10 protein-coding genes and 2 pseudogenes are annotated in these 12287 nt (G+C 61.9%); 3 read left to right on the top strand and 9 right to left on the bottom strand.

The window, feature by feature from the left end; genetic code table 11:
• Window positions 1-80: 80 nt before the first annotated feature.
• The 5 genes from RGV33_RS08825 to dnaX form a co-directional block, all read right to left on the bottom strand.
• Complete coding sequence (locus RGV33_RS08825; protein ID WP_322143939.1) at window positions 81-1229, bottom strand: acyl-CoA dehydrogenase family protein; 1149 nt, start codon at window positions 1227-1229, stop codon at window positions 81-83.
• Window positions 1230-1438: 209 nt separating this feature from the next.
• Window positions 1439-2041: a recombination mediator RecR gene (gene recR / locus RGV33_RS08820; RefSeq protein WP_322143938.1), complete on the bottom strand. Its 603-nt coding sequence runs from the start codon at window positions 2039-2041 to the stop codon at window positions 1439-1441.
• Window positions 2042-2106: 65 nt separating this feature from the next.
• Window positions 2107-3141: an NADP-dependent oxidoreductase gene (locus RGV33_RS08815; RefSeq protein ID WP_322143937.1), complete on the bottom strand. Its 1035-nt coding sequence runs from the start codon at window positions 3139-3141 to the stop codon at window positions 2107-2109.
• Between the two features lie 269 nt (window positions 3142-3410).
• Window positions 3411-3749 (bottom strand): YbaB/EbfC family nucleoid-associated protein, encoded by a 339-nt coding sequence (locus tag RGV33_RS08810; RefSeq protein ID WP_322143936.1) that lies wholly within the window; start codon window positions 3747-3749, stop codon window positions 3411-3413.
• Window positions 3750-3795: 46 nt separating this feature from the next.
• Complete coding sequence (dnaX, locus tag RGV33_RS08805; protein WP_322143935.1) at window positions 3796-5853, bottom strand: DNA polymerase III subunit gamma/tau; 2058 nt, start codon at window positions 5851-5853, stop codon at window positions 3796-3798.
• Window positions 5854-5986: 133 nt separating this feature from the next.
• Here dnaX and RGV33_RS08800 point away from each other — a divergent pair, with 133 nt between their 5' ends.
• A complete protein-coding gene (locus RGV33_RS08800) occupies window positions 5987-6736 on the top strand; it encodes a transporter substrate-binding domain-containing protein (RefSeq protein ID WP_322143934.1) in 750 nt (249 codons plus the stop codon).
• Window positions 6737-6808: 72 nt separating this feature from the next.
• On the opposite strand, the gene RGV33_RS08795 is transcribed toward RGV33_RS08800, so the two are convergent.
• From RGV33_RS08795 to RGV33_RS34200, 3 genes and pseudogenes are all read right to left on the bottom strand, one after another.
• On the bottom strand, window positions 6809-8500 hold the full coding sequence (locus RGV33_RS08795; RefSeq protein WP_322143933.1) for a putative bifunctional diguanylate cyclase/phosphodiesterase: 1692 nt from the start codon (window positions 8498-8500) through the stop codon (window positions 6809-6811).
• An 18-nt stretch (window positions 8501-8518) separates the two neighbouring features.
• Entirely contained in the window at window positions 8519-9628 is a 1110-nt protein-coding gene (locus RGV33_RS08790; protein ID WP_416152113.1) for a methyl-accepting chemotaxis protein, read from the bottom strand.
• Window positions 9629-9757: 129 nt separating this feature from the next.
• Window positions 9758-10315: pseudogene (locus tag RGV33_RS34200) on the bottom strand (PAS domain-containing protein); the annotation flags it as partial.
• 228 nt (window positions 10316-10543) lie between these two features.
• Between RGV33_RS34200 and RGV33_RS08785 the strand changes: the two are divergent.
• A complete protein-coding gene (locus RGV33_RS08785; protein WP_003219061.1) occupies window positions 10544-10858 on the top strand; it encodes a helix-turn-helix domain-containing protein in 315 nt (104 codons plus the stop codon).
• A 147-nt stretch (window positions 10859-11005) separates the two neighbouring features.
• Window positions 11006-11266 (top strand): annotated as a pseudogene (locus RGV33_RS34195) (drug:proton antiporter); the annotation flags it as partial.
• A gap of 47 nt (window positions 11267-11313) precedes the next feature.
• On the opposite strand, the gene RGV33_RS08780 reads toward RGV33_RS34195, so the two are convergent.
• Window positions 11314-12258 carry a DMT family transporter gene (locus tag RGV33_RS08780; RefSeq protein ID WP_322143931.1) on the bottom strand — a complete coding sequence of 315 codons (945 nt, stop codon included), beginning with the start codon at window positions 12256-12258 and terminating at the stop codon, window positions 11314-11316.
• Between the last annotated feature and the right edge of the window lie 29 nt (window positions 12259-12287).

Below are 12287 nucleotides of genomic sequence, written 5' to 3'. Positions count from 1 at the left end.
AAGCCCGACTCCCACACTGGAATACGATCAAATGTGGGAGCCGGGCTTGCCCGCGATGGGGCCGGAGAAAGCGACACACTTCACAAGCCCATCTGCTTGCTGATGATCTCGTTCATTACTTCCCGAGTCCCGCCACCGATGGACAGGATACGGTTGTCGCGGTACAGCCGCTCCACCAGGTTGCCGCGCATGTAACCCTGGCCGCCGAGGATCTGCACCGCATCAAAGGTCACGCGGTCGGCAGTGTCGGTGGCGAGGTTCTTGGCCATGGAAATCTCCTTGATCACACTCTTGCCGGCGGCCATCTTGGCGGCCTGGCGGTAGGTGAATTCCCGGGAAACTTCCACCGCCGTGGCCATCTCCGCCAGGCGATGCTTGAGTACCTGGAACTTGCCGATGGGTTTGCCGAAGGCTTCGCGCCGGGCCGCCCACTTCAGGCTTTCCTCCAGGGCCATCTGCGCGGTCATGTTGGCCATCAAGGCCAGGGCCAGCCGCTCGCTCTGGAAGTTGCCCATGATGCAGGCAAAGCCCATGTTCTCGGCGCCAATCAGATTTCCCACCGGCACGCGGCAATCGTCAAAGAACAGTTCGGCTGTGTCTGAGGCCCACCAGCCCATTTTCTTCAGCGGGGTGCCGGTGGTGAAGCCGGGCGTGTCCTTTTCGATCAGCAACAGGCTGATACCGGCAAAGCCTGGCCCACCGGTGCGTACCGCAACGGTGTAGACGTCGGCACGCTGGCCGCTGGTGATAAAGGTTTTGCTGCCGCTGACCCGGTAATGGTCGCCGTCGCGCACGGCGCGGGTTTGCAGGCTGGCCACATCGGAGCCGCCACCGGGCTCGGTGACGGCCAGGGCGGCGATCTTTTCGCCGGACAACACCCGTGGCACCACACGATCACGCACGTCAGGCCGGGCCCACTTAACGATGGGCGGCAAACCGATATCCAGTGAGCCCAACCCCGCCACCACACCGCCGGAGCCGCAGCGCATCAGCTCTTCGCTGGCCGCGACCTTGGCGAACAGGTCGCCTTCGTGGCTGCCGCCCAGGGCTTCGGGATAACCGATCCCCAGAATCCCCGCCGCCCCGGCCTTGAGGTACAACTCCCGGGGAAAGCTCTCGGCTTCCTCCCACTGCTCGATGCCCGGCAACAGCTCGCGCTCGACGAAACGTCGCACACTGTCACGGACCAATTGGTGGCTGGGGTCGAAGTATTCCTGATAGGCAGACATCGGCAAGCTCCACGGGAAGGTGGAGCGAACTTACCAAGCGCTTGCTCGGTTATCAAGACACAGGGCAAGCTTGTCGACGGCCTGACAAACAGTAGAAATCAAATGTGGGAGCTGGATTGCCTGCGATGCAGACAATTCGGTCTTTCAGCCAGACCGAGGTGATGCTACCGCAGGCAAGCCAGCTCCCACATGTCGTTCTGCGGTGTTTGTTACAGGGCGATCGGCTTACGCCCGGCGAACGAGTGCGCCAACGTCCCGCCATCCACCAGTTCCAACTCGCCACCCAGCGGTACGCCGTGGGCAATACGCGAGGTGATCAGGCCTTTGTTGGCCAGCAACTGGGCGATGTAATGGGCCGTCGCTTCGCCTTCCACCGTAGGGTTGGTGGCCAGGATCACCTCGACGAAGGTGCCCTGCTCTTCGATACGCGTCACCAATTGCGGAATGCCGATAGCCTCAGGCCCCAAGCCATCGAGCGGCGACAGATGCCCCTTGAGCACAAAGTAGCGCCCGCGATAACCAGTCTGCTCCACCGCATAAACGTCCATCGGCCCTTCGACCACGCACAGCAGCGTGTCATCGCGACGCGGGTCGGCGCATTGCGGGCACAGTTCTTCCTCGGTCAGGGTACGGCACTGGCGGCAGTGGCCTACCCCTTCCATGGCCTGGCTCAGGGCCAGGGCCAGCCGGGAGCCGCCGCTGCGATCACGCTCCAGCAGTTGCAGCGCCATGCGCTGGGCGGTTTTCTGGCCCACGCCCGGCAAAGTGCGCAGGGCGTCGATCAGTTGACGAATCAGGGGGCTGAAGCTCATGGGTAAAGGTCCGACAAAACAACGAGACGCGGTTTATACCCGCGCCCCGGATTAGCGTCAAATGCTCAATCTTGTGCGACGCGCACCACCAACTTGCCGAAGTTGCGCCCCTCCAGCAAACCGATAAAGGCTTCAGGCGCCTGTTCCAGGCCTTCCACCACGTCCTCGCGAAACTTGATCTTGCCGTCGCGCACCCATGGCGCCATGGCACTGAGGAATTCCGGCTGGCGATCACCGTAGTCGTCGAACACGATAAAGCCCTGGATCCGCACACGCTTGGTCAGCAAGGTGCGTTGCAGCGCAGGCAGCCGGTCGGGGCCGCTGGGGGCTTCATGCGCGTTGTAACCGGCGATCAGGCCACACAACGGAATACGCGCCTTGGCATTCAGCAACGGCACAACCGCGTCGAATACCTTGCCGCCGACGTTTTCAAAGTAGATATCGATGCCCTTGGGGCAAGCCTGGGCCAGTTCCTCGGCAAAGTTGTCGCTCTTGTGGTCGACGCAGGCATCAAAGCCCAATTCGTCCACCACATAACGGCACTTGTCGGCGCCGCCCGCCACACCGACCACCCGCAGCCCCTTGATCTTCGCCACCTGGCCGACCACCGAGCCCACCGCGCCGGAAGCCGCCGCCACCACCAGGGTTTCCCCGGACTGGGGTTGGCCGATATCCGTGAGGCCCATATACGCAGTCATGCCGGGCATGCCCAACACACCCAGGGCCATGGATGGGCTGGCCAGGCCCTTGGGCACCGGTATCAGGTTGCGCCCATCGGAAATGCTGTGGCTCTGCCAGCCGGTGGAACCCACCACCAGATCACCCACCTCAAATTTTGGATTTCGTGATTGCTCGATACGGCTCACAGCGCCGCCGGTCATTACTTCGTCGATTTCCACGGGGGCAGCGTAGGACGGCGCGTCACTCATGCGCCCGCGCATGTAGGGATCCAGCGACAGGTAGAGGGTTTTCAGCAGGACCTGGCCGTCGGCCAGCTCCGGCAGCGCGACACGCTCCAGGCGAAAGTTTTCCGGCACCGGTGCGCCATGGGGGCGTGAGACCAGCACGATGCGCTGGTTGAGGGTCAATGCTTCGGACATCAGCGAGGCTCCTTCTATCGGTGATTGAATTCAACGGTATAGGGTGCAGACCCCAAAACAGGGCCCAGGGTTCGACAAAACTCCCGTAGCAGTTGTCGAGCGCCAGCGAGGCTACGTTAGCCGCACCGCCGTCTTCATGCCAGACACGGGACCGAGTCGCTGCCGACGCAGCCTCGCTGGCGCTCGACAGCTGCTACGGGTATGGAAAATAGCCGGCCAAAAAAAATGCCAGGCGCGGGGCCTGGCATTTTCGGTGCTGCGCTTGCCGATCAGAACGGCAGCTTCATACCCGGCGGCAGTTGCATGCCAGCGGTCACGCCAGACATCTTGTCCTGGCTATTGGCTTCGATCTTGCGCACAGCGTCGTTGACGGCCGCGGCAAACAGCGCCTCGAGCATTTCCAGGTCGTCTTCGCCCACACCTGGCAATACGCTTGGGTCGATGCTCACGCGCTTGATGTCGTGACGACCGGTCATCACCACGCTGACCATATCGCCACCGGCTTTACCGGTGACTTCGGCGTTGGCCAGTTCTTCCTGCATCTTGGCCATCTTGTCCTGCATCTGCTGCGCCTGCTTCATCAGGCCGGCCATGCCACCTTTCATCATGGGAATCACCTCAAAAGTACGTGGATCAATTATTGGCCCCGGCGTGTTACGCCTGAACCGGGGCTTCTACAGGTTCGATAGTATCGTGACGTACCACCGCGCCAAACTGCTGCATCATTTGCTGGATGAGCGGATCACCGTGGATCGACTCTTCAGCCTCGCGCTGGCGGTTGACCCGGCGACGGGACGCCGCCTGGGCCGGGGTTTCCTGCTCGGGCTTGATCAGCTCGATGCTGATGGTCAGGGTGCGCTCGTGGAACTGGTTCAGGGCATCGTTAAGCCGGCGCTGCTGGGTTGCGTTGAACAGCGCGCTGTGGGCCGGGTCCAGGTGCAGCAGCCAATGATCGCCCTCCACGGCAATCAGCGTGCAGTTGGCGGCGATGCTGCCGGTCATGCCGGAGATCGGCAGTTTCGGGAACAGCTCCAGCCATTGCAATGCCAGGCCGGTGGCCGGCATCGCAGCCGGTTCTGGCTCAGGTTCCGGGGCGGGCTCGGCAGCGTGCTCACTGGCCAGCTCGTCCAGGTAGCTGTAGGCCGAGTCCATATCCGGCTCGATGTAGTCTTCGTCCAGCGGCGGCTCGTCGTCGAGGTCGGTGCCCGGGGTGGCGGCATCAACTTGGGCGACAGTCGGCTCCGGCACCGGGGCCGAAACCCACTCTGGGGCATCCGGCACCACGCTGTCGGGAGTGGGCGTGGGCATTGGCGTCAGCTCGGGCTGCTCGCCGGCGGTTTCGAGCACCGGCTCCACGGCTGGCTGCTGCTCGGCTTCGACTTCAGCCTCTGCCGGGGCATTCCAAGGCAGGTCGACTTCGGGCACTGGCGCAGGCTCGATAACCGGCTCAGGCACAACCGCAGGTGCCGCAGGCTCTGCCACAACGGGCGCAGGTGCCGGAGCAACAGCCACCGGCGGCGTAACCACTGGCGCGACAACAGCCGGGCCAGCCACTGGTTTGGCGGAATCAACTGTGGCCTGGCTGATCCCCACTGGCTTTAGCGGCTGTCTCGGCGCATCCGCCGTGTCGGCGGGCCTGAAGGCCAGCATCCGCAGCAGGACCATTTCAAAGCCGCCACGCGGGTCAGGCGCCAACGGCAAGTCACGCCGGCCAATCAGGCCCATCTGGTAGTAGAACTGCACGTCTTCGGCCGGCAACGCCTGGGCCAGGGCCAACACGCGGTCGCGGTCGCCATGCCCGTTGTCGACGCCCTCAGGCAACGCCTGGGCGATAGCAACGCGGTGCAGCACATTAAGGATTTCCGAGAGCACGCCATTCCAGTCCGGGCCTTGCTCGGACAGGTGACGCACGGCTTCGAGCAACGCCTTGGCATCGCCTTCGATCAGCGCGTGCAGCACGTCGAACACCTGGCCGTGGTCCAGGGTACCGAGCATCGCCCGCACGTCGGCGGCCATGACCTTGCCTTCACCGAAGGCGATGGCCTGGTCGGTGAGGCTCATGGCGTCACGCATCGAGCCGTCGGCAGCGCGGCCCAGCAACCACAGGGCGTCGTCTTCGAACGGTACGTTCTCGACCCCCAGCACGTGGGTCAAATGCTCGACCACGCGTTCCGGGGTCATGTTTTTCAGGGAGAACTGCAGGCACCGCGACAGAATCGTTGCAGGAAGTTTCTGCGGGTCGGTGGTGGCCAGGATGAATTTGACGTAGGGCGGCGGCTCTTCCAGGGTTTTCAACAGCGCGTTGAAGGAGTGGCTGGACAGCATGTGCACTTCGTCGATCAGGTAGACCTTGAAGCGGCCACGGCTCGGCGCGTACTGCACGTTGTCGAGCAGCTCGCGGGTGTCTTCGACCTTGGTGCGGCTCGCGGCGTCGATCTCGATCAGGTCGACAAAGCGCCCTTCATCGATCTCCCGGCACACCGAGCACGTACCGCACGGCGTCGAGGTGATGCCGGTTTCACAGTTCAGGCACTTGGCGATGATACGGGCAATGGTGGTCTTGCCCACACCGCGGGTACCGGTGAACAGGTAGGCGTGGTGCAGCCGCTGGCTGTCCAAGGCATTGATCAGAGCCTTGAGCACATGGGTCTGGCCGACCATTTCGCGGAACGAGCGCGGGCGCCATTTACGTGCAAGAACCTGATAACTCATCGAAAACCGTCGCAACTGGGAAGCGGAAGCGGGTAATGCTAGCGGAGCAAGGGGGAAATTGCATCCGGCACGCTCGTCTAATCTGACTAAGCTGGTCTAACCAAGCCTATAAAAGGCTGAACCCGGAGAGTTTATGCGCGCAGTCCTGGGCGCCTTGTGGATGATTGCCACGGTCAGCCTGGCGGCGCCCGCACCTCTGCGTTTCTCCATTTCCGACAGCTGGACCATGCCCATGGTGCAACTCGACCAGGGCCAACCGACCCAGGGCATTTTGTATGACCTGATGTTGAGCCTGGCGACCCAGGTTGGGCGCCCCGCGAAATTCCATGTACTGCCCCGTGCACGCATCGACACCGCCATGGAGCGCGGCGACGTGGACGTACGCTGCTACGTGACACCCGCGTGGCTGAATAACCTGTCGGGCGACTACACCTGGAGCATCCCGCTGATGGTGCAACGCAATGTGCTGGCTACTGCACACGTGCCGCCGCTGTCAGTGCGGCTGGACAGCCTTGCCCCGCAACACATCGGCACGGTGCTCGGGTATAGCTACCCGACCCTGGAGCAGCGCTTCGCCAGCGGCCAGCTTGCTCGCGACGACAGTCGCAGTGAAGAACAGGTGCTGCAAAAGCTTGCGGCCGGGCGTTTCAAGTACGCGGTGATCAACGAATGGATTCTGGACCGCTTCAATCAGCAACTACCGCCTACACAGCGCCTGCACACGGTGGCCGTGATCGAGGAGCAGAGCCTGGGTTGTTACGTGCGCAATGACCCGCAGGTGCCGGGGCAGCAGATCCTGCGCACGTTATTAAGGATGAAAATGTCCGGCGAGATTGATGAAATCATCCAGCTGTATATCGGGAATAGCGCGCCCTCCCCTTAGGATCATCTGATGTACTCTGTGGTGAGGGAGCTTGCTGTGGTGAGGGAGCTTGCTCCCTCACCACAGTAAACATCACTCGAGCTTTTGCCACTGCAGCGGCGGTGCAAATCCCTCCACCCAACCCGGCACATCCCTCGCCGGCATCGGCCGGGCGATGAAATAGCCTTGCGCCACTTCACACCCCATGCGCATCAACAGCTGGCCGTGCTCCAGGGTTTCCAGGCCCTCGGCGATCACTTCGCGGCCAAATGCCCGGGCCAGGCCAATCACCGCCTTGGTCAGCGCCAGGTCGTCCTTGTCGTGCAGGATGTCGCGCACAAACGACTTGTCGATCTTGATGGTCTGGGTCGGCAGACGCTTGAGGTAGCTCAGGGAGGAATAGCCGGTGCCAAAATCATCCAGGGAGAACTGCACGCCCAGCGCCTGGCAGGCTTCCAGGTGCTGGGTGACGCGCTGGATATTGTCGATGGCCACCGACTCGGCGATTTCCAGGTCCAGCCGGTGCGGCTCCACCTGCGGGTATTGCGCCAGCAAGCCTTGCAGCCGTTCAACAAAATCCTCGCGCTGGAAATGCCGCGCCGCGATGTTCACGCTCACCGACCACCAGTGCCCATGCAGTTGCCAGCGGTGCATCTGCGCCAGCACCTGGGCGATCACCCACTCGCCAATGTCGACGATCAGGTCGGTCTGCTCGATCAGCGGCAGGAAGTCCCCCGGCGTCACCAGGCCACGCTCGGGATGCTGCCAGCGCAACAACGCCTCGAACCCCACTACCGTGCCACAGCGCAAGTTGACCTTGGGCTGGTAATGCAGGCACAACTGGCCAGCGGCCAGAGCCTGGCGGATCTGCTCTACGGTCTGGTGGCTGGCCTTGACCTCCTGCTCCAGGGACACATCAAACAACTGGTAACGGTTGCGTCCGCTCTGCTTGGCCACATACATCGCCTGGTCGGCATGGCGCAGCAAGGTGTCGGCGTCCTCGTCATCCAGGGGAAACAACGTGACGCCGATGCTGGCGAACACGTTCAGCTCCGCGCCCTGGATCGAGTACGGCTCCGAGATCGCCTTGAGAATGCGCAGCAAGGCGCCGTTAAGCTCATCGATATCGCGCACGTAACGCAGAATCAGCACAAATTCATCACCAGCGAGCCGGGCGACTACGTCCTCGCCGCGAATGATCTCCCGCAATCGCGTGGCCACCTCCACCAACAACAAATCACCACAGGCATGCCCGTAGCCATCGTTGACCGCCTTGAAGCCGTCCAGGTCCAGCATGCACAGCGCCAGTGGGATGTCTTCGCTGCGGGAAAACTCCAGGGATTGGTTGAGCAACTCGGACAGATAGGCACGGTTGGGCAAGCCGGTCAGCACGTCGTGGCCGACCCGCCATTGCAGGGTGTGCAACAACTGGCGTTTTTCGCTGACATCAAAGCGGATCGACACATACTTCTGCACCTGCCCGGTCTGTTCATCGAGCAGCGGCACCATGGTGCTGTCCACCCAGTACAGGGTGCCATCCTTGGCCCGGTTGCAGATTTCCCCACGCCACACCCGGCCTTCGCTGATGGCTTGCCACATGCCCTGGAAAAACGCCTCAGGGTGCAGCCCGGAACTGAGGATCCGGTGGTTTTTCCCCAGCAACTCGTCACGCCCGTAGCCGGACACGCCGCAGAACTGGTCATTGACATACGTGATGCAGCCCGCCAAGTCCGTCTCGGAGAAAATGGCGGCTGCATCCACGGCCCTGCGGTATTTCTCGTCCATGAGTCAGGCTCACTGTGGCTAGCGGTTGAACCGCTCGACCAGGGCGCGCAACCCGGAAGAGATGCTTTCGAGTTCCCGGCCACGGGTGACTGCAGCGTTGGCAGTGCCCGCTGTCTTTTGCACCGTGGCGGCAACGTTATTGATCTGTTGTGAAACGTCCTCGGCGACGTGGGATTGCTCCTGCGAGGCGGCAGCCATTTGCTGACTCATGTCGGTAATACGCTCCACCGCCTGGCGAATGCCTTGCAGCGCCTGTTGGGCCTCAAGCACGTGTTGCACGCCCTGCTCGGCTTCGTGAATCCCCAGGCTCGCGATCTCGACCGCCTCATCGGCGCCGGCCCGCAGGTTCTGGATGATGCCCTGGATCTGCTGGGTCGACTCCCGCGTCTTGCCCGCCAGCGCGCGTACCTCATCGGCCACCACCGCAAAGCCGCGGCCCTGTTCGCCGGCACGGGCCGCTTCAATGGCCGCGTTAAGGGCCAGCAGGTTGGTCTGGTCGGCGATCGCCTGGATCATGCTCGCGGCAACCTGGATCTGCTGGGTCTGCCCGGCGAGGTTGCCCACCGCCTGGTTGATCTGGGTGACGGTGCCGGCCAGCAATTGGATCGCCTCACGGGAAGTACCGGCCACCTGGCTGCCCTGCTCGGCCAGGGTGTTGGCGGTGTGGGCTTCACTGGCGGTTTGTTGCACGTGCACCGCCACTTCGGCGATGGACGCGGCCATCTCGGTCATGGCGGCGGCGGTCATGTCGGTCTCGGCACGCTGGTCCAGCAGCGCCGATTCGGTGGTGCTCGACAGCACACTGGAATGAGCGGCAGCTTCAGCCATCTGGTTGGCCAGGTCGCTGAGTCGCGTAAGGGCAGTTTTAAGCCGCGCTTCTTCGCTGATCAGGATCATTTCCAACTGCGCGGCCGGCCCTAGCGCGTCGCTGTAGGTCATGGCGCTGATAGGGTCGGAAAAGGTGTTGGGTGTGCCCTGCACAATGCGCTTGAGCTGCAGGCCCAAGCGTTGATGACCCCAAACGCCCACACCGAGAAACAAGCCGACGGTCAACGCTTGGGCCCACACGCCGGGAATCAATTGGAAGGCAGCGAGGCTGGCGGCGGCGGCCACCAGTGGCAAAGCCATGACCTGGGCCGCACACGCCAGGCGCCGCACCGGCGAGACCGCCGCGCCGCCGGCCTGCAAGCGCGCGTACAGCGCTTCGGCGCGCCGCACCTGTTCGCGAGTGGGCTTGACCCGCACCGACTCGTAGCCCGTCAACCGTCCGTCTTCGAGAATCGGCGTCACATAAGCACTGACCCAATAATAATTGCCATTCTTGCAGCGGTTCTTCACCACGCCCATCCAGCTGTGCCCGGCCTTGAGGTAGCTCCACATCAACTGGAATACGGCGGGCGGCATGTCGGGGTGGCGCACCAGGTTATGGGTGCTGCCGATCAGCTCCGCCTGGGTAAAGCCGCTCATGGCGGCAAACTCGGCGTTGCAGTAGGTAATGTGGCTATTGATGTCAGTCGCGGAAATTAGCCGTTGCTGCTCCCCAAAAGTCTGTTCAACAGCAGTGACCGGCAAATTGAGACGCACGTTAAAGCTCCATGGACAGCATTCGATCACGCGCTTGGCCACCGGGTAGGCAGGGCGGGCGGATTCGTATTTCCAGTCGGGCTGCGCCGTCGATCGGCTGGTTGACCGCAAAGGTACGCAACCCACGATTTTGCACAGCAATTCATCATCCGTTCGGTGATGATCAACTAGGCTTGAATTCGGGTATCCGGCACGTGGGGCGCAGTGATGCGTGGCACTGACGAGCGACATTTCAGTCCCTGCCAAGCGTCCGTTTTTTGGGCACATTTATGAGAGCAAGGAGAAAGCAATGATTTCCTGTTTCATAAACCTGCCGTCTGAAACGAGACCACCAAATACTTGTCCTAGATGCCAATTCTACGAATTACATCACATTTTGCAAGAAAAGGTGATGGTACATGCGGTTGTCTAATTTCAAGATTTATCGTTAAGTTCTTGATTCTAAATGGGAATTGAGCGATGCACATTTCAAGTTTGGGTCCAGCCATCAGACGTTACCGCAAGGTCGCAGGGCTTACTCAGGCTGAACTAGGTGAAAAAACCGGTTTTGACCCTAAAACCATCAGCCGCTTCGAAACCGGCACCTATACACCCAGCGTCGAGGCTCTGTTCTTGTTCGCAGAGGCGCTGGGAGTGAAGCTCAAAGTCTTTTTCGCAGACCTGGTCGACGAAGAGGAGCAGCGCGCTTATCTGTTCGGTGTCATTCATAAAGCCACCCCGAAGGATCTGGGAAAGCTGATCGCAGCGGTAGACCAGGCCTTGTCCAAGCCTTAGAGCTCGCAACATTGGTGCACGCAATAAAAAGAGCAGACAGCGAAACTGTCTGCTCTTTGCTTGATGACTCCTGACATGAACTGACAGGACAGCCCCTTAGACTTGGGACTGAGCCGCGCCATTGCCGCGTACTATCAGGGAGTCATCATGAATAGCATTGCCCAGTATTTTTTGTTGTACGTCGACAGCCCCGCCACCAGCGCCAACCTCTACAGCCACCTGCTGGACAAGCCGCCTGTGGAGCTGGGGCCGACCTTTGCGTTGTTTATCCTCGACAACGGCGTGAAACTCGGCCTGTGGTCGCGCCACACCGTAGAGCCTGCGGCCCAGGCTACGGTTGGCGGTGGCGAGGTGGGATTCTGCGTCGCTGACGTGGCAACGGTCGATGAGTTGCACGCGCGCTGGGTTGACCTGGGGATGAACATCATCCAGTCACCGGCCGAGGCGGATTTCGGTTACACCTTTGTCGCCCAGGAGCCCGCGGCCACCGCCTGCGAGTGTTCACCGCGACCCCCTGAAGGTTTGCGGCGCCAGCGCCCTTCCAGGCTGATGGCGCCGACACTGGCCAGCACGATCAGGCCCCCCAGCACCACGCGCAGCGAAACCTGCTCGCCCAGCAGTGTGGCGGCCATCACCATCGCCACCGGCGGCACCAGGTACAACGCCACTGAAGCGCGGCTGACCTCCACATGCCGCAACACATAGGCCCAGGCCAGGTACGCCAGAGCGCTGGGGAAGGCGCCGAGCAGCAGCACCGCCAGGTTGGCTTGGGTTGATGCCTGCGACACCACTGCCGGCAAGCCCGGCAAGTAGACACACAGCAGCAAAGTGCCCGACCACACGGTGTAGCACACGGTAGTCAGCGGGCTGTAGCGCCGCGAATAGTGTTTCTGGATCGTGAAGTAAAAGCTCCACGACAACGCCGCCACCAGGATCATCAAGCCACGGGGATCGATCTCGCCCAGGCCATGCTCGCCCCAGATCACCACCAACACCCCGCTCAATCCCAGCAGCACGCAAGCCCAGCGCCAGCCGGTGACCCGCTCCTTCAAGGCAAAAAACGCCACCATCACGGTAAATAGCGGAACCGACTGCGCCAGCACACTGGAGGCGGCGGCCGTGACAAATTGCTGGCCGAAGTTAATGGTCAGGTGGTGCAGGAAAATCCCGAAGAACCCCAGCACCAACAACCACGGCAGGTCCCGCAGGCGTGGCCGCTCGATTTTCATGACCAACGCGACGCCGGCCATCAATACCGAAGCAATCAGGAACCGCCCCAAGGCCAACTGGCCAGGGCTGTAGCTGTGCAAGGCCATATGCACACCAATCGGCGAATACGCCCAACAGAGGATGACGCTGGCAGTGACTAGCGTAAGCTTTACGGGTGACGGGGCTTTCATGAACGGCGTCCAGCAGTGGGAATGCTGCC

The organism is Pseudomonas sp. Bout1 (genome assembly GCF_034314165.1).
GTDB lineage: Bacteria > Pseudomonadota > Gammaproteobacteria > Pseudomonadales > Pseudomonadaceae > Aquipseudomonas.
The sequence above is the reverse complement of the archived record's forward strand: the minus strand, read 5'-3'. Positions and strand labels throughout refer to the sequence as shown.

What these genes read in the sequence shown, in the direction of transcription:
- dnaX (WP_322143935.1), bottom strand. Translation starts at nt 5,853, where the DNA reads ATGAGTTATCAGGTTCTTGCACGTAAATGGCGCCCGCGCTCGTTCCGC.
- RGV33_RS08780 (WP_322143931.1), bottom strand. Translation starts at nt 12,258, where the DNA reads ATGAAAGCCCCGTCACCCGTAAAGCTTACGCTAGTCACTGCCAGCGTC.
- RGV33_RS08800 (WP_322143934.1), top strand. Translation starts at nt 5,987, where the DNA reads ATGCGCGCAGTCCTGGGCGCCTTGTGGATGATTGCCACGGTCAGCCTG.
- RGV33_RS08825 (WP_322143939.1), bottom strand. Translation starts at nt 1,229, where the DNA reads ATGTCTGCCTATCAGGAATACTTCGACCCCAGCCACCAATTGGTCCGT.
- RGV33_RS08785 (WP_003219061.1), top strand. Translation starts at nt 10,544, where the DNA reads ATGCACATTTCAAGTTTGGGTCCAGCCATCAGACGTTACCGCAAGGTC.
- recR (WP_322143938.1), bottom strand. Translation starts at nt 2,041, where the DNA reads ATGAGCTTCAGCCCCCTGATTCGTCAACTGATCGACGCCCTGCGCACT.
- RGV33_RS08795 (WP_322143933.1), bottom strand. Translation starts at nt 8,500, where the DNA reads ATGGACGAGAAATACCGCAGGGCCGTGGATGCAGCCGCCATTTTCTCC.
- RGV33_RS08790 (WP_416152113.1), bottom strand. Translation starts at nt 9,628, where the DNA reads ATGGCTTTGCCACTGGTGGCCGCCGCCGCCAGCCTCGCTGCCTTCCAA.
- RGV33_RS08810 (WP_322143936.1), bottom strand. Translation starts at nt 3,749, where the DNA reads ATGATGAAAGGTGGCATGGCCGGCCTGATGAAGCAGGCGCAGCAGATG.
- RGV33_RS08815 (WP_322143937.1), bottom strand. Translation starts at nt 3,141, where the DNA reads ATGTCCGAAGCATTGACCCTCAACCAGCGCATCGTGCTGGTCTCACGC.